Origin of the sequence: Asanoa ferruginea, from assembly GCF_003387075.1 — a bacterium.
Classification (GTDB): Bacteria; Actinomycetota; Actinomycetes; order Mycobacteriales; family Micromonosporaceae; genus Asanoa; species Asanoa ferruginea.
In genome coordinates this window covers 4,472,990-4,491,559 of record NZ_QUMQ01000001.1, presented here as the reverse complement: position 1 = coordinate 4,491,559, position 18,570 = coordinate 4,472,990, and the positions used below count along the sequence as shown (strand labels likewise).

Genomic DNA, 18,570 nt, shown 5'->3' with positions numbered 1-18,570 from the left:
CGACGGGAGGCCGTAAACCTCAGGCGCTGAAGGCGGCCGAACGGCGGAGGCTGCGCTCCACGACGGCGCCGAGGCCGAGGCCCAGCGTCGCCCAGACGACCACCTGCGTGCCGAGGGACGCGAGGCGGAAGTTCCACAGCACGATCGGCGAGAACCCTTCCGGGATCTCCTCGATCGGCGGCAGCAGGACGTGTGCGACGGCGATCACCGCCACGAAGGCACCGGCCGCGATGAGGGTCGCGTTCCAGACGCCGAAGCGGGCCACCTGCGACCGTCCGATGTAGATCGCCAAGGCCAGCGTCGCGAGCGCGATCACCAACATCAGGAAGTACAGCGACGTACGCCGGCCGATCGTGTCGGAAGAACCGGTCGCCGGCGGGTTGGCCGGGTATTTCAGGAACGGCACCAGCGCGACGGTGACGAAGCCGGCCAGGCCGACCAGGGCCGCGGTCGCCCGCGGGCCGAGCTGGCCGATCCGGCCGCAGGCGGCCGCGAACACCATCGAGAAGATGCCACCGAACGCGACGCCGTAGATCAGCGTCGCGGTCAGCAGCCCGAAGGTGCTCTGCACCGTGCGGCTGACCAAGGCCGGCTCGCCGGTGTCAACGGAGTGCGCCGACTCGAACGCGATCGCCGAGTCGATCGGGCCTTCGCCGACCAGGTAGGCGAACACGAATGCGAGCACGCCGGCGGCCAGTCCCACCAGCATGCCGCGGATCAACAAAGAGCGGGGGGACAGCATGGTTCCCCGCCCGTCAGTGGCAGGGGAAACCGAGGAGGTGGCGGCCGTCGTGCACGAACTCGTGCACGCCGCTGCCACCGATCAGGTGGAAGACACCCTGCTCGGTGCCGACGAAGTAGAGCAGGACCAGGGCCAGCACGGCGCCGAACAGGAGCCAGGGCTGGAGCTCACGCCACGGGATGGCAACCGGCTGGACGGCCGGGCGGGGGGTGGCGGAAGAAGAAAGACTGGACACGGGGCGAACCTCCTCGGGATCACGCGTCCCACAATGGGTTTCGGTGACGGCGGAGGGTCTGACTCCCACGCGCGAACGTGGTCACAGTGGCGCGACCGCGCCGGACTCTCACCGGCTTCCTACCATCGTCACTTCGTCCCGGACGCTACGGTCGCCCGCGCCGGGGTGTCAACCGCAGCGACCCCGATGAGACGTCCTCGACAAATTCCGGCAAGCCTCGCCCTGCCAGGTCGGGGATAACCGGGGCGCCGCTAGGAACAGCAGCGCGACGCAGGGTGGAGATCGCACACGAGCGAGAGGAACGACGATGACGTTGCGACAACACCCGATCGGGACCCAGGGCCTGGTCGCCGGCGTCGAAGGTCTCGGCACCTTCGGCATGACCGCGGCCTACGGCACGCGCGACGACGCGGAGGCGGTGGCCACCGTGCACCGCGCGCTCGAGCTGGGCGTGACCATGTTCGACACCGCCGACATGTACGGCGCGGGCGGGGCGGAAGAGCTGCTCGGCCGGGCGCTCGCGGAACGGCGCGACGAAGCGGTGATCGCCACCAAGGTGGGTGGAGTGACCCTGGACCAGGCTGGAAAGATCATCGGACCCGCCAACGGCCACCCCGACTACCTGCGCGCCGCGGTCGACCGCTCGCTGCACCGGCTCGGCACCGACCACATCGACCTGCTCTACCTGCACCGGGTGGACCCCGCGGTGCCGGTCGAGGAAAGCTTCGGCGCGCTGGGCGAGTTGGTCGCCGAGGGCAAGGTCCGCTATCTAGGCATCAGCGAGGCCGCACCCGCGAGCATCAGGACGGCACACAACACGGCGCCGCTGTCGGCGGTGCAGACCGAATACTCGTTGTTCACCCGCGACGTCGAGGCGAATGGCGTGCTGGCGGGCGTACACGAGCTAGGTATTGGTTTTGTCGCTTATTCGCCGTTGGGTCGGGGCTTCCTGACCGGCGCGGTCCGCGACCTCGCCGACCTGCCCGCCGACGACTACCGCCAGACCTGGCCCCGGCTCGCCGGCGACAACCTCGACCGCAACCTGCACATCGTGGACCGCATCAGTGACATCGCGAAGCGGGAGAACCTCAGCCCGGCCCAGCTAGCACTAGCCTGGGTGCTGGCGCAGGGGGTCACCGCGATCCCCGGCACCAAGCGCCGCGGCTATCTCGCGGAAAACGTCGGCGCGGCGGAGATCGAGCTGAGCACCGTGGTGCGCGACGAGCTCAGCGAGGCCGCCCCGGTCGGCGCCGCGGTCGGCGCCCGCTACACGCCCGTGGCGATGGCCGCCATCGAGGAGTGAGACAGCATGGCCCGCACCGAACTCGGCGACTTCCTGCGTAACCGGCGGGAAGCGCTGCGGCCGTCCGACGTGGGCATCCCGTCGGGCGGCCGGCGCCGCACGCCCGGCCTGCGGCGCGAGGAGGTCGCGCTGCTGGCCAACCTGTCGGTTGACTACTACGAGCGGCTGGAGCAGTCGCGGGCCGGCAACCCGTCCGAGGCCCTGCTGGCAGCGCTGGCCCGGTCGCTGCGGCTGTCGGTCGAGGAACGCGACTACCTCTACCGGCTGGCCGGCTATTCGGCGCCCGCGGCCGGTGCGGTCACCGGCTATGTCGACCCGGCGCTGATGTTCCTGCTGGACGCGCTCGCCGACGTGCCGGCACACGTGATGGACGACCTGACCACGATGCTCGCGCAGAACACGTTGAGCCGGGCGCTGCTCGGGCCGTGGACCGACGGCGACGAGCGATCCGGCAACGTGATCTGGCGCTGGTTCACCGACCCGGAGTCGCGGGCCCTCAACGCACCCGATGAGCACGAGTCGCTCGGTCGCGGCTACGCGGCCGACCTGCGCGCCACCGCCGCTCGCCGCGGCCCGGACCCGGCCGTCGAGCGCCTGGTCGCCGACCTGCGGGCGGCCAGCCCGGAGTTCGCCGGCTACTGGAGCGACATGCAGGTGACGCCGTTGCACAGCACCCGCAAGCTGATCGTCCACCCGCGCGCCGGAAACCTTGACGTGCAATGCGATTTCGTACGCAGCGAAAGCACCGGCCAGCGCCTGGTGATCTTCCGACCGCAGCCGGGCTCGCACACCGCCGACAGCTTCGAGTTCCTCCACGCACTCGGCGGCGACCAGTCCGGCCGGCGCTACGCCGTCGACTGAGACCGCGGTTCCGTTTCCCGCCTCCGCCAGGTAACGTCTTGCCCGAGTTAGGCAAGGCTAACCTAAAGGGAGGTCGTGTTGGAGGGGTCAACTCCACACCTGTTCGGCCGGTCCACCGTGCACACGTTCCAACACGACGTCGCCAGGGCGGCGGCCGCCGTGGCGGACCGGGTCGGTACCGTGCGCCGCCCCTACTCGGGCGCGAGCCTGACCGACCTACAGGCGATGGTCGACGCGGTCGACCTCGACCGGCCGCTCGGCGACACCGACGCCGCGCTCGACGAGGTCGGTCGCCTCTACCTCGACCACGCCGTCTGGTTCCACGAGCCCGGCTACGTCGCCCACCTCAACTGCCCGGTCGCGCTGCCCGCGCTGAGCGCCGAGGTGCTGCTGGCCGCCGTCAACTCCTCCGTCGACACCTACGACCAGAGCACCACCGGCACGCTGATCGAGCGCCGGCTGGTCGACTGGGCCGCCGGCCGGATCGGCTTCGGCCCCGACGCCGACGGGGTCTTCACCAGCGGCGGCACCCAGTCCAACCTGCACGGCCTGCTGCTGGCCCGGGAGGCATCGGCCGCGACCGACCTGTCGCGGATGCGCATCCTGGCCACCGCTGAGGCGCACTTCAGCGTCACCCAGGCCGGGATCCTGCTCGGGCTCGGCCGCGACGCGGTCGTGCCGGTCGCCACCGACGACGTCGGGCGGATGGACCCGGTCGCACTCACCGCGATCCTCGACGACCTGATCCGCTACGACCTCGTGCCGATGGCCGTCGTCGCCACGGCCGGCACCACCGACCTCGGTTGCGTCGACCCGGTCGACGCGGTCGCCGACGCCTGCGCCCGCTACGGCGTCTGGCTGCACGTCGACGCCGCGTACGGCTGCGGTCTGCTGGTCTCCACCCGGCGCCGGCACCTGCTCGACGGCATCGAGCGCGCCGACTCGGTCACCGTCGACTTCCACAAGAGCTTCTTCCAGCCGATCAGCTCCAGCGCGGTGATCGTCCGCCGGTCGGCCGCGATGCGTCGGATGGCACACCACGCCGACTATCTCAACCCGCGCACCGCGACCGTGCCCAACCAGGTCGACAAGAGCCTCCAGACCACCCGCCGGTTCGATGCGCTCAAGCTCTGGATGACCCTGCGCACGGTCGGCGCCGAGCAACTCGGCACGATGTTCGACCGGGTCGTCGACCTCGCCGAGGACGCGCACCGGCTGCTCATCGACGATCCCGACTTCGAGGTCGCCGCCGCGCCCACGCTCAGCACGGTGCTGTTCCGCTATCGCCCGGCCTGGCTCGACGTCGACACCTGCGACACGCTGACGCCCCGGATCCGGGCGCGGCTGTTCGCCGGTGGCGAGGCGATCGTCGCCGGCACCACCCGAAAAGGCCACCACTGGCTCAAGCTAACCCTGCTCAACCCGGCCACCACGGTCGAACACCTGCGCACGGTGCTCGACCGCGTGCGGGAGACCGGTTGGGAGCTGCTCACCGAAGACGACCCGCGGCTCGCGACGGCGGTGGTGTGATGCACGACTTCGCCGCGGTCGGCATCGGCCCCTTCAACCTCGGGCTGGCCTGCCTGACCGCCGAACTATCCGATGTGGACGGCGTCTTCTTCGAGCAGCGCGACGCCTTCGACTGGCACCCCGGCCTGATGATCCCGGGCGCCACCATCCAGGTGCCGTTCCTGGCCGACCTGGTCACGCTGGCCGACCCGACCTCGCGTTTCTCGTTCCTCAACTATCTCAAGCAGACCGGCCGGCTCTACCGCTTCTACATCCGGGAGAACTTCTACCCGCTGCGTGCCGAATACAACGAATACTGCCGGTGGGCCGCCGTCCAGCTCCCCGCACTGCGGTTCGGCAGCCGCGTCGAACGGATCGATTACGACCAGGAGCGCCGGGGGTACGCGCTGCGCGTGCGCTCCGCCGGCTCGGTGGAGACGGTCTACGCGCGCAAGCTGGTGCTCGGCATCGGCACCGCGCCACACGTTCCGGCGGCGCTGAGCGACCTGCCGGGCCCGGTCGTGCACAGCGCCGACTATCTGCCGGCGAAGTCTCATCTGCAAGGTCTGAGCTCGATCACGATCGTCGGGAGTGGACAGAGCGCGGCCGAGATCTACCTCGATCTGCTCGCCGGCGCCGAGGAGCACGGCTATCACCTGACCTGGATCACCCGCGCGCCGCGCTTCTTCCCCATGGAATACACGAAGCTGACACTGGAGATGACGTCGCCGGAATACATCCGCTACCACCACGGCCTGCCGGCCGCCACCCGCGACCGGCTCGCCCGCGAGCAACGCAGCCTCTACAAGGGAATCAGCGCCGACCTGGTCGACACGATCTTCGACACGCTCTACGAGCACGACCTGCGCGGGCCGGTGCCGACCACGCTCCGGGCCGGCACCGAGGTGACCGCGGCCCGCTTCGACGGCGAGCGCTACCTGCTCGACCTGCACCACCGCGAGCAGGACCGGTCCTTCGGCGCCGAAACACAGGGCCTGGTGCTGGCCACCGGCTATGCGCCTCGGGTGCCTGGCTTCCTCGCACCGGTGCGCGACCGGATCCGCTGGGACGAGCGCGGCCGCTACGCGGTGTCCCTCGACTACGCGATCGACGTGGCCGGCGACGAGATCTTCGTGCAGAACGCCGAGGAGCACACGCACAGCCTGACCGCGCCGGACCTGGGCATGGGCGCCTACCGCAACTCGGTCATCATCCGGGCGCTGACCGGGCGCACCGCCTACCCGGTCGAGGAGCGCATCGCGTTCCAGGAGTTCGGCGCTCCGGCGCGGGCGTACGCGGAGGCGGCCCGATGACGTTCACGCTGGAACCGCTCGACGTCGACGCGCACGCCGAGGTGCTGCACGGGTGGGTCACCCATCCGCGCTCCGTCTACTGGGGAATGCAGGGCGCCACGGTCGACGCGGTGCACAAGGCCTACGCGCAGATCGAGGTCGACCCGCACCACCACGCCTGGCTCGGCCGGCTCGACGGGGAGCCGGTCTTCCTGGCCGAGACCTACGACCCGGCGCACAGCGAACTCGCCGCGCACTACCCCGTGGCGACGGGCGACGTCGGGATGCACGTGCTGGTCGCGCCGCCGGCTCCCGGGGCGCCGGTGCGACACGGGCTCACGTCGGGGGTGATGCGGGCGGTCATGTCGTTCGTCTTCGACGACCCGCGGGCGCTGCGGGTGGTCGTCGAGCCCGACGAGCGCAACGCGGCGATCGCCCACAAGAACGCCGAGGTCGGTTTCGTCGAGCAGGGCCGGGTGCGGCTTTCCGACAAGGTGGCGCGGCTGAGTTTCTGCACGCGGGAGGCGTACACGTTGACCGGTCCGGAGCCGCCCGCGCACCTGACGCCGGCGACGATGGCGGTCGCACACCGGCGGCTGATCGCCAAGGCGATCGCCGAGTTCAGCCACGAGCGGATCCTGGCACCCGAGCCCGACGGCACCGGTGGCTACGCGCTCGGCGACCTGCGCTTCACCGCACGGCGCTACCCGCTCGAGCACTGGGTGGTGGACCCAGCGTCGCTGGCACACCGCGACGGCCGGCCGTTGGACGCGCTGGCGTTCGTCGCCGGGCTGGCCGGCACGCTGGGCATCCCCGATCGGCTGGTCGGCACCTACCTGGAGGAGATCGCCGCCACGCTGGCCGGCGCGGCCTGGAAGCACCACCACGAGCGGCTGGACAGTGCGGCGCTGGTGCACGCGGGCTTCCAGGACATCGAGGCGGCGATGACCGAAGGGCACCCGGGCTTCGTGGCCAACAACGGGCGGATCGGTTTCGGGCTGGCCGACCACGAGGCGTACGCGCCGGAGGCGGGCCAACCGGTCCGGCTGGTCTGGCTCGCCGTGCTGCGGGCCGAGAGCGCGTTCACCGCGGGTCACGGTGTCACCGAGGCGCAGTTCTACGCCGGCGAGCTCGACGCGGATACCCGGGAGCGGTTCGCCGCCCGGCTGCGGTCGCTCGGCCTGGACCCGGCCGACTACCGCTACCTGCCGGCGCACCCGTGGCAGTGGGAGCACAAGCACGCGATCACCTTCGCGCCCGACGTGGCCCGGCGGGCGATCGTGCCGCTCGGCAGCGGACCCGACCGCTACCGCGCGCAGCAGTCGATCCGGACGTTCTTCAACACCGACCGGCCCGACCGGCACTACGTGAAGACCGCGCTGGCGATCCAGAACATGGGGTTCCTGCGCGGCCTGTCCCCCGCCTACATGCGCGCGACGCCGCCGATCAACGACTGGGTCGCCGACGTGGTCGCCGCCGACGACACCTTGCGTGAGTGCGGCTTCGGCGTGTTGCGCGAGGTGGCGTCGGTCGGGTTCACCGGTGACGCGTACCACCGAAGCGGTTTTCCTTCCCCACACCAACGGATGCTCGCCGCGCTCTGGCGGGAGAGCCCGCTGCCCCGACTGGCACCCGGCGAGCGGCTGGCGACGATGGCCAGCCTGCTGCACCGCGACCGGGCCGGCAGCTCGCTGGTCGGCGCGCTGATCGCGGCGTCGGGCCTGCCGGCCGAGCGCTGGGTCGCGACCTACCTGCGCGCCTACGTGCGGCCGGTGGTGCACTGCATCCTGCGGCACGATCTCGCCTTCATGCCGCATGGGGAGAACCTCATCCTGGTGCTCGACGGGCACGTGCCGACCCGGGTGTTCATGAAGGACATCGGCGAGGAGGTCGCCGTGATGAGCCTCGACCGCCCGCTGCCACCGGAGATCGAGCGGATCCGGATCGACGTCTCCGACGACGTGAAGGCGCTGGCCCTGCACACCGACGTCTTCGACGGTTTCCTGCGGCACCTCGCCGGGATCCTCGACAGCGACGGGGTGCTGCCCTGGGACCGGTTCTGGGCGCTGGTCGCCGACTGCGTGGCCACACACGGCGCCGACCACCCCGACCTGCGCGGGCGGCTCCAGCTAGCCCGGCCGAAGTTCCGGCACTCGTGCCTCAACCGGCTCCAGTTGCGCAACACGCTCCAGATGGTCGACCTCACCGACCAGGCCGGCTCGCTGCTCTTCGCCGGCACGCTGGCCAACCCGATCGCACCCCGATGAAGGTACGGCGCGACGACTGGGGCATCCCCCACCTCTGGGCGCTGGACCCAGACCGGCTCGCCTACCTTCAGGGCCGGGTCACCGCGACCGACCGGGCGTGGCAGATCGAGGTCGAGCGGTTGCGCTCAGAGGGGCGGCTGGCCGCCGTGCTCGGGCCGGCCGAGCTGCCGTGGGACCGGTTCGCGCGGCGGGCCCGGCTCGACGACACCGCCCGCCGCTGCTTCGCCCGGCTGCGGCCGGAGACCCGGCGCTGGGTCGAGGCCTACGTCGACGGCGTCAACGAGGGGCTGCGTGATGCGGCGGCGCCCGAGTTCGAGGCTCTCGGTGTCGCGCCGGGCCGGTGGCGGCCGTGGACACCGCTGGGCGTCTTCCTCGTGCAGCACGCGCTGTTCGGCACGTTCCCGCACAAGCTGTGGCGGGCCGACCTTTTCGCTGCCCTCGGCCCGACCGCACTGTTCGCGTCGGCCGACCCCGGTGGCTCGGGCAGCAACGCCTGGGCGGTCACCGGCCCGCCCGCGGTGATCGCCGGCGATCCGCACCGGCTGCTCGAACTGCCCGGGGTCTACCAGCAGATCGGGCTGGCCTGTCCGGAGTTCGACGTGGTCGGGCTAGCGTTCCCCGGCGTGCCGGGCGTGCCGCACTTCGGGCACGCCGGCGGCGTCGCCTGGGGCATCACCAACGCGATGGCCGACTATCAGGACCTCTATCGCGAGCAGCTACGCCGGGGCAACGGCGGTGTGTCGGTGCGGTCGGCCTCGGGTTGGCACCCGGCGCGGGTGCACCTCGAACACGTCACCGTCCGGGACTCCGCACCTGAACTGGTCGAGGTGATCGAGACGCCCCGCGGGCCGGTGATCGACCACGACCGGCGGACCGGGGAAGCGCTGAGCCTGCGTACGCCCAGCCGGGTGCTGGCGGCGCTCGGCTTCGACGCGCTGCTGCCGCTGCTGCGGGCGCGCGACACCGGCGACGTGGTGCGGGCGCTGCGGTCGTGGGTCGAGCCGGTCAACAGCGTGCTGGTCGCCGACACCACCGGCGACGTCCGCGAGTTCGTGGCCGGGCGGGTCCCGTTGCGCGACGAGCGCTGCCGGCGGGAGCCGGTGCCGGGCTGGGAGCCGCGCTACGCGTGGCGGCCGGGGTATGCCGAGCTGTCCGAAGCACCGGTCTCTGAGGTGGCCGTGCACGCCAACGACCGGCGGCCGGGCGTCGCGGCGCTGGGTGCCGACTTCGCGCCGGCACACCGAGCGCGCCGGATCCGCGAGTTGGTCACTGTGGGTACGCCGGCCGCCGCGGTGCACACCGACGCGCGGGGCGTCGTCCTTCGCGACCTGCTGGCCGGGCTCAAGGTCGGCGGGGCGGCGCGGGAGTTGCGCGACCGGCTGCTCGGCTGGGACGGGGTGATGTCCGCGTCCAGTGTGGATGCGGGTGCTTATGCGGCGTGGCGGGCGGCGTTCGTCCGGGGGTTACACGATCATCCGGTGCTGCGGCCGCTGCGTGCGCCGTCGGCATACGACGGGTTGTTCGCGCCGTGGACCGACCCGCTCGGGCGGATCGGGGTCGCGCTGGAGAGCGTGGTGGCCGGTCTCGGCGCCACGGCTTGCGTGCCGGCCGCCGCGGCCGCGCTCGCCGAGGCCGCTTCGCTGCCACCCCAGGCCTGGGGCGACCGCCACATGTTGGCCCCCATCCAAGCGCTGCCCGGCGCAACACCGACCGCGCAGCCCAGCGGCACGCCGACAGCGGACCACCGCGCCACGCCAACGGCAAAGCCCAGCGGCACGCCAACAGCGGACCACCCCGCCACGCCGACGGCGAGGCTCAGCGGCGACACCGATTGCGTGTTGGCCACATCAAGCGTGCCCGGGGTGTCCGACGCGTGCTGGCGTGGGCCGGTCGCCCGGTATGTCTGGGACCTCGGCGACCGCGCCGCGAGCCGGTGGATCGTGCCGTTCGGCGCTAGCGGCCACCCGGGCAGCCCGCACTACGCAGATCAACTGCCGTTGTGGACGGCAGGAGAACTTATTCCCGCGTGCAGCTGACATTGGATATAGTCGATCTTCCAATCAGGGAGGTCTGTCGATGCTTGCCCTCGATGACGGTATGCGCGCGATCGTCCCGCTCTGGCAGGAGATAGTGGTCGGCGGCGCCGCGTTCGCCGTTCTCGCGTACCTCTTGATGAAGGTCGTGTTCCCGCTGATGGAGCGGATGATCGAGGCTCGGGCCGACGCGATCGACGGCGGCCTGGCCCGGGCGGAGGCGGCCCGCGCCGAGGCGGAACGGATCCGCGACAGCTACCGGGAGAAACTCGCCGCGGCGCGGGTCGAGGCGGCCCGGATCCGCGAAGAGGCCCGGGCCGAGGCCGCGGAGACCCGCGCGGTGGCGTTGGCGACCGCCAAGGCCGAGGCCGACGCGATCGTGGCCGCCGGCCGGCAGCGGCTCGCCGCCGAACGCGCCGCCGTCCACCGTGACCTTCGACCCGATGTGCAGCGATTGGCTACCGATCTGGCTGAGCGAATCGTCCGCTAGATCGGGAAATTCACTCCGCTCAACGTGGACATTTTGCACGAACGACACCGGTCAAGGGTTGAACCTGTCAGCTTCCCCCTCGAACAAAGCACGTCCGGCCTGGTAGCGTCCGGCCGACCGGGCCGCTCAAGGACGGAGGTCGACCGGTGACTGACAACCGGGTAAAGGGCCGTGTGAAGGGGCTGTTCGGCGGTGTCGCTCCGGACAATGGGCAGCAAATGGGTGAGCCAAGCGATGCCTTCCCCGACCCCAACTCTCACCAGGCACTCGCCGTGCTGACGCTCGCCCAGCGCACCGCCGACGAGCATGTCGCGGCCGCGCAGCGCCAGTCCGAGCGGATATTGGCCGATGCGCGCCAGGCCGGCGACCAGGTCGCCCGCGAGGCGCAGGGCTACTCCGACGAGATGCGCCGTCAGGCCGACAAGGTCCTGGCCGACGCCCGTGCTTCGGCGGAGCAGTCCGCTCGCGACGCGGCCGCACACTCCGACGACATCCGCCGCGAGGCCGATCGGGTGCTCAACGAGGCACAGGGCAACGCCGAGCAGCTCGCCAACGAGTCCAACGACACCGCGGAGCGGCTGGTCGCCGACGCGCAGGCCAACGCCGAGCAGATCACCCAGGATGCGCAGGACGCGGCCGACGCGCTCGAGCAAGACGCGCAGCGCCGCTACGAAGAGGCGGTCGGTGGCCTCCAGGCGCAGCGCGAGGCGTTGCAGCAGGAGATCGAGGCGTTGCAGCAGTTCGACCGCGACTACCGCGCTCAGCTCGTCGCGTTCATGCAGGGCCAGCTCCGCGCGCTGGGTGTCGACGCGCCCAACGCGGGCAGCGAGACCCAGGCGCTCAGCCAGCTCGCGGCGGCTCGCGAGGGCTGATCCCGCTCAGCGCTTGGCCGCCGCGCAGGTGATGCAGGTGCGGGTCGCCGGCAGGGCGGCCAGGCGTTCGGGATCGATCGGCTGGCCGCAGCGCTCGCACCGGCCATAGCTGTCGTCGGCCACGCGCTCCAGCGCCCGGTCGATCGCCGCCAGCCGGTCGCGGGCCCTTTGCAGGATGGCGCCCGCCTGCGCCCGCTCGTAGGCGATCGTCTGGCCCTCGGGGTCGTGCTCGTCGTCGGTCGCCGTGCCGGTCTGCGCCGTCACGATGCCGTCGACCACCTGGCTCAGGGTGTCGATCTGCGCGACCGTGTCACGCCGCTCGGCGCGCAGCCGTTCCACCGTGCTGTCGGCCATCCGACAAGCCTACGGCAGTTCGGGCGGCGTCCAGTCGACGTAACGGAGCATCGACCGCAGACCGGCCCGCGGCGGGGTCAGCCGGATTAGCGTGTTGCGCAGCGTCACCGCGACCGGGTTCCGTAGCTGCTGCCCGAACCGTCCCGCCTGGTAGGCGGCCCGGGCCACCGCCTGCGACCGCGGGCGCCGCTGGGCGTCGTAGGCCGCCAGCGCCGGGCCGAGCTCGCCGGCCGGATCACACACCGACGCCAGCACGACCGCGTCCTCCAGCGCCTGGTTGGCGCCCTGACCGAGGTTGGGCGTCATCGCGTGCGCGGCGTCGCCGAGCAGCACCACTCCGCCATCCACGTAGGACGGCAGCGGGGTGGCGAGCTGGTAGATGTCGTCGCGCAGCACCGTGTCGCTGGCCGCCATCAGCGCCGGGATCGGATCGTGCCAGTGGCCGAACCGCGCGCGGACCGCCGCCAACTCGTCGTCGTGCCACGCGCCGGGCGGCGAGGTGACCGCGCCGAACCAGTAGGCCCGGCCGTCACCGAGCGGCACCATGCCGAACTCGGCACCCTCGCCCCAGGTGATCCCGACGAGCGGCGCGCCCGTCCAGGCCTCCGTGGTCACACCCCGCCACGCGGTCGACCCGGCGTAGGCCGGCGCCGGCAGGTCCGGCCACAACCGCCGCCGGACCGCGCTGTTGATCCCGTCAGCGGCCACCACCAGATCGACCTCGCGCCCATCGACCCGCGGCCGCGCACCGCCAACGACCTCGCCGCCGCCGACCGGTCGGCCCCCGCCGCCGGCCGGGACGCCACCCACGGCCTCCCCGCCGCTGACCGGTCGGCCCGCGCCGCCCGCGGCCTCGCCGCCGTGAAACGGTCGGCCCCCGCCGCCGCCGGCCGGGACGCCACCCGCGGCGTCGCCGCCGTGAACCGGTCGGCCCGCGCCGCCGATGACCTCGCGGCCGTGGACCGGTTGGCCCGCGCCGGCGACGACTTCGGAGACCTCCGCGCCGAGCACCAGCGTGCCGGGTGGGAGCGCGTCGGCGAGCACCCGGTGCAAGGTCGCCCGGTGGATGCCGAGCGCCGACGTGCCCAGCGCCCTGGTCAGCGCGGCACTGTCGATCCGGCTCAGCCACGTCCCGTCGGGCGTGCGCAGCCCGCCGGCCGCCTCGACCTGGCCCTCGGCCCGGACCGCCGCGCCGACACCAAGCGCATCCAAAGCGCGGAGCCCGTTGGCCAACAGCGTGAGCCCGGCGCCCACCGCCTCGATCCGCGGCGCCCGCTCCAGCACCGTCACGTCCCAGCCGCGGCGGCGCAGCCCGATCGCCGCGCTGAGCCCACCGATCCCCGCACCGACCACGACCGCCGTCGCCATGGGTTCCCGCCCTTCTACAACTGTAGAAACTTCTACAGCCGTAGAATACACCGCGTGACCCGGTTCACCGACCTCACCGACGCCGCGATCTCCGTGGTCGCCGAGCACGGCATGCGCGGCCTCACCCACCGGGCCGTCGATGCCCGGGCGGCGCTGCCGCTGGGCACCACGTCGGCCTACTTCCGCACCCGCAAGGCGCTGATCGAGGCGCTCGTCCGCCGCCTGGCCGACCTCGACAACGAAGACCTCGCCGCGCGGGCGGTGACGCCAAGCCCCGGGACCGGCTTCGCCGACGCGGTCGCCGCGCTGCTCGACAGTTGGCTGACCACGGGCCGGGAGCGCACTCTGGCGCGCTACGCCTGCCTGCTGGAGGCGACTCACCACCCGGACCTAAGGACCATCCTGGAGTACGGCCGGTCCTCCCGCGAGCAGGCCCGCGCGCTGATGGAAGCGGCCGGCGTGGCCAACCCGGCCCAGGCCGGCGACCACTTCGTGGCCTGTGTAGACGGTCTGCTCTTCGACCGCCTGGCCGGCGCGGGCGCACTGACCGCACCGGCGCCGGGCACCCCGGAGAACCGCGCCGACCTGGCCAGCGCCCTGCGTCACGTGCTGGCGGGCTTCACTTCCGCCACGGCGACCCGCTCGATCTCGCGCAACGAGAGCCGGCGCCCGGCTAGTTCCGGATAGCGGCCTCGATAGTCGGCGGCACCGAGGTCGTCGCCCAGCACCAGGCCATGGCCGGCCAGCACCGCCGCCAGCCGCGCCGGGTCGAACGCGCTCAGCCAGCCATAGCGCCGGGCTCCGCGGGCCCGCTGCTCGATCACCCGCCGCGGCAGGTAGGTGAAGACCAGCCGGCTCCCCGGCGCCAACGAGCCGGCCCAGGCCAACACCGGCCCGACCGACGACTCCGGCAGGTATTGCGCGACCGCCTCGAACAGCACCAGCGTCGGCACGCCGGGGTCGAACCCCGCGTCCGCGAGCAGGGCGCCGGGCGGGCCGGCGTTGAGGTCGGCGGCCAGATAGCGCACATTGGCCGGTGGCGTGCCGAGCGCCCGGGCCAGCGCCGCGCGTTTGATCGCCTGGGTGCGCGGCAGGTCGACCTCCCAAACCGGCACGCCCGCCAACTCGGCGAGCCGGTAGGGCCGGGTGTCGAGGCCAGCCCCGACGATCACCGCCTGCGCGGCGCCGGCGGCCAGCGCGGCGCGGCACCAGTCGTCGACGACCCGGGTGCGGCAGACGGCCGTGCCGCGCATCCCGGGCATCGCCACCTCGGCCAGCCGGCCGAGCGTGACGCGGGCCGGCCGATGGCGGGCTACCAGGCCGGGCCAGCCGGCGAGCAGCCGGCCCGAGACCGGATCGTCGAGCAGCCGCTGACCGACCGGGACGTCGGCCTCCAGTGCCCGCATCAGGGCCACACCTACTGCCGTCGTCTCCACCCGCACCACAGCCACGCATTGATGCCTATCACAAGGTGCGGGCCAGCTCCGTCCGGGAGCGGACACCGAGCCGGCTGAAGATATTGCGCAGGTGGTGGTCGACGGTCCTGGTCGAGAGGAAGAGCTGGGCCGCGACCTCGCGGTTGGTCGCACCGCCGGCCACGAGCTGGGCGATCCGCTGCTGCTGCGCGGTCAGCGAGAGCCCGGGCGGCGCCGGTAGGTCGCACGCCTCCCCCGCCGCGCGCAGCTCGGTGGTCGCCTGCGCGGCCCAGACCGGCATGTCGACCAGGGCGAAGCCCTCGGCCGCGCGGTGCAGGTGTGGGCGGGCGTCCCGGGGGTGCCGGGCCCGGCGCAGGTCACGGCCGAGCAGCAACTCGGTGCGGGCCCGCTCGAAGTCGCCACCGTCGGCCGGGTGCAGCCGCAGCGCCTGCTCGAACTCGGCCAGCGCCGCCTCGCTGCCGCGCGGGGCGAGCAGGGCGCGGCAGCGGGCGGCGAGGGCGCGCCGGGTCGGGTCACCGGTCGCCGCGGCCCAGCGGTCGAACACCGCCGCCGCGGCATCGGCGGCCGCCGGGTCACCGGCCCCAGCCGCCGCTTCCACCAGATAGGGCGCGGCGGTCATCTGGATCAACACGGTGGCGTCGGCCATCGTGACCAGCCGGCGCAGCGCGTCCGCGGACCGGCCGGCGACCAGGTCGAGCACCGCGAGGGCCCATTGCACCAGGGCGCGGGGCCGGCTGGCGTGCGAACCGGAGCGCAGCTCGCGCATCCACCGCATGCACTCGGGCGCGTCGCCGCGCAACGCGGCCAGCAGCGCCAGCAGGCCGACCAGGTTGCCGGCGGCGGCGTGCTGGCCGCACGCCCGGGCGACCTCGAGGCCCTCCCGCGCGCTCGCCGCCGCGGCCTCGTAGGAACCCATCCAATATTCGACGAAGGTACGCAGCTCGAGCACCCGCGGCAGCAGCGCGACCGCCCCGCTCGACCGGGCCAGTTCCGCCGCCCGCTCCAGGGTCCGGTGCGCCGCGGCGTCGTCTCCGAGCAGCAGCCCGGCGGTGGCCGCGGAGGTCAGCTCCTCGGGGTCGGACGTGGCCGCGTCGAGCACCGAGCGCAGCGCCGGCCGGGCCCGCTCGTGGTCGCCGCGGAGCACCGCCGCGAGCCCCGCGACCTGCGCGGAGCGCAGCGGGTCGAGGGCGCCACGGCGGCGCAGCACGGCGGCCCGCCGGAGCACCTGGGCGTAGCGGCCGTGGTTGCCGTCGAGACAGACCGCCTCGCCGGCCAGCACCAGTGCCCGCCAGGCCAGGTCGGGCCGGGTGGCGGTCAGCTCGTCGGCCGCGGCCAGCAGCAACTCGAACGCCGCGCCGGCGGTGCCGCCGCGCAGCGCGATCTCGCCGGCGAGCAGCGAGCCGGTCGCGCCCGATCGGGCCAGCAGCCGGCGGGCCCGCGCCGGGTCGCCACCGAGCCAGGCGTACCGGGCCGCGGCCACCCGGCGCGCGGACGCGGGCCCGGCGTCGGGGGTCAGTTCCGCCGCCCGTTCCAGCGCGACCGAACCGACCCGGCAGTCGACCACCGAGCCCGCCGCCCGCTCGATCTCGCCGGCCAGCCGGGCGTCGGGCGGTGGGGTGGCTGCCGCCAGGTGCAGCAGCCGGCGCAGCCGGTGGGCGTCGCCGGTCAGCAGCCGGGCCAGCACCCGGTGGGCCCGCTGGCGCTCGGCCAGGGTGGCGTCGTCGCGGACCACCTCACGGGCCGCCGGGTGGGTGAAGCCGGCATCGCGCAGCAGGCCGCAGCGCTCGGCCGCGGCGAGCGCGCCGCCGCCGAGCCGAGCCAGCGCCGCGGGATCAAGACCGTCGTCGAGGGCGAGCAGCAGCAGCGCCCGCCGGGTGGTCGGAGGCAAGGAGCGCAACCGGATGCGGTACGCCCGGCGCAGCGCACCGTCGGCCGGCAGCCCCGTGGGTGGTGGCTCGGCGCCGCGCCGCTGCCCCGGCGTGAGCGATCGGGCCAGGTCGTGCAGCGCGGCCGGATTGCCGCCGGCCAAGCCGACCAGCGTCTCGGCAAGCAGCCCGCCGACGCCGTGGCCGGCAAGCACGCCACCGACCCCGTGGCCGGCAAGCACGCCACCGACGCCGTGGTCGGCGAGCACGCCACCGACCCCGTGGCCGGCAAGCACGCCACCGACGCCGTGGTCGGCGAGCACGCCGCCGACCCCGTGGCCGGCAAGCACGCCACCGACCCCGTGGCCGGCAAGCACGCCACCGACGCCGTGGTCGGCGAGCACGTCGGCGGCGGTGGTCGGATCGAGCGGCGCCAGCCGCAGCGCGGTGCCGTCGACCGGCGGCCCGGTGGTGCCGGCGAAGAGGACCGCGATCCGGTGTTCGCCGGCCCGCCGGGCCAGGAACGCGAGCACCTCCAGCGACGGCGGGTCGACCCGCTCGGCGTCGTCGACCAGGCACAGCACCGGCCGCTCCCGGCTGCGCGCGACGACCGCGTCGAGCACCCGGGTGCACAGCCGCAGCCGCTGCTCTGCGGTGCGCGGGCGGCGGCCCGGTTGCGCGAAGGGCATGCGGTGCAGCGCCGCGTAGGGCAGGTCGCCCTCGCCGGGCAGCCCGAGCACGTGCATCCGGGTGAATCCCGGCGCCTGCCGCACCGCGTGGGCGAGCAGTGCGCTGCGACCGGAACCCGGATCGCCCTCGATCAGCAGGACGCCGCCGTGCCCCTCCGCCGCCCGCCGGAGCAGGTGGCCGATCACCGCCTGCTCGCCGGCGCGACCGCGCAGCACAGGTATCTGCACTGCCGGTGCAACAAACATGTATCCAGTGTCACCTATCCGAAAGCTCCCCGCAACAAAGACGCCCGTCGATTGACGGGCGCCTCTGTCGGACGGGGTTCGCTCAGGCGCTGGGGCAGGTGTTGCGGTATTCGTCGATCGCGCTGCCGGACGGGCCGGGGCAGAGGAACTGCTCGTAGCGGGTGTCGTTGTCGACGAACCGCTTGAGCCAGGCGACCATCTGCCGGCCGGTCGGGGTGTTGACGGACTGCGGGAAGAAGTGGCTGGCGTTGTTGAGCTCCAGGTAGGCCTTCTCCGCCGAGGCCGGGATGCTGTTGTAGAACGGGATCGAGTGCGACGACACCGGCGCGACCGTGTCGCTCTCGCCACCGATGATCAGCGTCGGCACCCGCAACTCGGTCCACGACTTGTCGGTGTTCCACGGCGCGAGCGGGATCGCGGCCTGCAACGACGGCCGGTCGGAGGCCGCCTCGAGGGTGCCACCGCCACCCATCGAGTGCCCAGCGACGGCGAGCCGGGTGCTGTCCACCCGGGTCCGCACCGAACTGCTGTTGACCAGGTAGTCCAGGGCGGCGAGGAGCTGCTGACCCCGGCTGGCGGGCTGGTCCAGCCGGCTGTTGGTCTCGATGCCGATGACCACGAAACCGTGCGACGCGAGTCGCGGGCCGAGCCAACTGATGCTCGACCACGCCGCGGTGTAGCCCGGCGAGATCGCGATGCCGCCGAACGTACCCTCGCTGGTGCTCGTCGGGTAATAAATGATGCCGCCGCCGAAGCCGCTGACCAGCGACGACACGGTGGTCTGGGCGGTGGCGAACGGGCCGCGCGAGGCGTCCAGGATCGCGGTGGTCGGAGCGGGGCCGCGCTCGTAGGGGTTGTCGGCGGCGAGGGCGTTCGGCACGCCGGCCACGCCGACGGCGAGGGTGGCGACCGCGACCGCGGCGGCGAGACGGATGGCTGTCTTCACGTGGGGGGCTCCTGGTCCGTCGGGGGACATCGACGTTGACCAGTGTTTGGCGCGGCCGGCCA

Annotated in this window: 16 protein-coding genes; 9 read left to right on the top strand and 7 right to left on the bottom strand. The window is 73.1% G+C overall.

What is annotated here, in order from left to right; genetic code table 11:
• Positions 1 to 19: 19 nt before the first annotated feature.
• Both DFJ67_RS21135 and DFJ67_RS21130 read right to left on the bottom strand, forming a co-directional pair.
• Positions 20 to 742, bottom strand: a complete 723-nt coding sequence (locus tag DFJ67_RS21135; RefSeq protein WP_116069568.1) for a CbtA family protein — start codon at positions 740 to 742, stop codon at positions 20 to 22.
• A gap of 13 nt (positions 743 to 755) precedes the next feature.
• Complete coding sequence (locus DFJ67_RS21130) at positions 756 to 977, bottom strand: CbtB domain-containing protein (RefSeq protein WP_116069567.1); 222 nt, start codon at positions 975 to 977, stop codon at positions 756 to 758.
• Positions 978 to 1,284: 307 nt separating this feature from the next.
• On the opposite strand from DFJ67_RS21130, the gene DFJ67_RS21125 reads away from it, so the two are divergent.
• The 8 genes from DFJ67_RS21125 (at position 1,285) to DFJ67_RS21090 (ending at position 11,604) form a co-directional block, all read left to right on the top strand.
• A complete protein-coding gene (locus DFJ67_RS21125; protein ID WP_116069566.1) occupies positions 1,285 to 2,280 on the top strand; it encodes an aldo/keto reductase in 996 nt (331 codons plus the stop codon).
• Between the two features lie 6 nt (positions 2,281 to 2,286).
• The gene (locus tag DFJ67_RS21120) at positions 2,287 to 3,141 is read left to right on the top strand and encodes a helix-turn-helix transcriptional regulator (protein WP_116069565.1); all 855 of its coding nucleotides are present in this window, start codon (positions 2,287 to 2,289) and stop codon (positions 3,139 to 3,141) included.
• A gap of 75 nt (positions 3,142 to 3,216) precedes the next feature.
• On the top strand, positions 3,217 to 4,671 hold the full coding sequence (locus DFJ67_RS21115; protein ID WP_409362953.1) for a pyridoxal phosphate-dependent decarboxylase family protein: 1,455 nt from the start codon (positions 3,217 to 3,219) through the stop codon (positions 4,669 to 4,671).
• The gene (locus tag DFJ67_RS21110; RefSeq protein WP_116069564.1) at positions 4,671 to 5,963 is read left to right on the top strand and encodes a lysine N(6)-hydroxylase/L-ornithine N(5)-oxygenase family protein; all 1,293 of its coding nucleotides are present in this window, start codon (positions 4,671 to 4,673) and stop codon (positions 5,961 to 5,963) included. Before DFJ67_RS21115 ends, DFJ67_RS21110 begins: the two co-directional genes overlap by 1 nt.
• Positions 5,960 to 8,209, top strand: coding sequence for a GNAT family N-acetyltransferase (locus DFJ67_RS21105; RefSeq protein ID WP_116069563.1), 2,250 nt, complete (start codon positions 5,960 to 5,962; stop codon positions 8,207 to 8,209). Before DFJ67_RS21110 ends, DFJ67_RS21105 begins: the two co-directional genes overlap by 4 nt.
• Entirely contained in the window at positions 8,206 to 10,245 is a 2,040-nt protein-coding gene (locus tag DFJ67_RS21100; protein ID WP_116069562.1) for a penicillin acylase family protein, read from the top strand. Before DFJ67_RS21105 ends, DFJ67_RS21100 begins: the two co-directional genes overlap by 4 nt.
• A 40-nt stretch (positions 10,246 to 10,285) precedes the next feature.
• Entirely contained in the window at positions 10,286 to 10,732 is a 447-nt protein-coding gene (gene atpF, locus DFJ67_RS21095) for a F0F1 ATP synthase subunit B (RefSeq protein ID WP_116069561.1), read from the top strand.
• A 218-nt stretch (positions 10,733 to 10,950) separates the two neighbouring features.
• Entirely contained in the window at positions 10,951 to 11,604 is a 654-nt protein-coding gene (locus DFJ67_RS21090) for a hypothetical protein (protein WP_116069560.1), read from the top strand.
• A gap of 6 nt (positions 11,605 to 11,610) precedes the next feature.
• Here the strand turns inward: DFJ67_RS21090 and DFJ67_RS21085 are convergent, their stop codons facing one another.
• Both DFJ67_RS21085 and DFJ67_RS44385 read right to left on the bottom strand, forming a co-directional pair.
• Positions 11,611 to 11,958, bottom strand: coding sequence for a TraR/DksA family transcriptional regulator (locus DFJ67_RS21085; RefSeq protein WP_116069559.1), 348 nt, complete (start codon positions 11,956 to 11,958; stop codon positions 11,611 to 11,613).
• Positions 11,959 to 11,967: 9 nt separating this feature from the next.
• Complete coding sequence (locus DFJ67_RS44385; protein WP_275407677.1) at positions 11,968 to 13,326, bottom strand: FAD-dependent monooxygenase; 1,359 nt, start codon at positions 13,324 to 13,326, stop codon at positions 11,968 to 11,970.
• A 54-nt stretch (positions 13,327 to 13,380) separates the two neighbouring features.
• Here DFJ67_RS44385 and DFJ67_RS21070 point away from each other — a divergent pair, with 54 nt between their 5' ends.
• Positions 13,381 to 14,013, top strand: coding sequence for a TetR/AcrR family transcriptional regulator (locus tag DFJ67_RS21070; protein ID WP_239097372.1), 633 nt, complete (start codon positions 13,381 to 13,383; stop codon positions 14,011 to 14,013).
• Here DFJ67_RS21070 and DFJ67_RS21065 read toward each other — a convergent pair.
• The 3 genes from DFJ67_RS21065 to DFJ67_RS21055 all read right to left on the bottom strand — a co-directional run bounded on the left by DFJ67_RS21065 (position 13,929) and on the right by DFJ67_RS21055 (position 18,538).
• Positions 13,929 to 14,777, bottom strand: a complete 849-nt coding sequence (locus DFJ67_RS21065; RefSeq protein WP_147315559.1) for a class I SAM-dependent methyltransferase — start codon at positions 14,775 to 14,777, stop codon at positions 13,929 to 13,931. The genes DFJ67_RS21070 and DFJ67_RS21065 overlap by 85 nt on opposite strands.
• Positions 14,778 to 14,790: 13 nt before the next feature.
• The gene (locus tag DFJ67_RS21060; RefSeq protein ID WP_116069557.1) at positions 14,791 to 17,562 is read right to left on the bottom strand and encodes a helix-turn-helix transcriptional regulator; all 2,772 of its coding nucleotides are present in this window, start codon (positions 17,560 to 17,562) and stop codon (positions 14,791 to 14,793) included.
• Between the two features lie 82 nt (positions 17,563 to 17,644).
• Positions 17,645 to 18,538, bottom strand: a complete 894-nt coding sequence (locus DFJ67_RS21055) for an alpha/beta hydrolase family protein (protein ID WP_116069556.1) — start codon at positions 18,536 to 18,538, stop codon at positions 17,645 to 17,647.
• Positions 18,539 to 18,570: the final 32 nt, after the last annotated feature.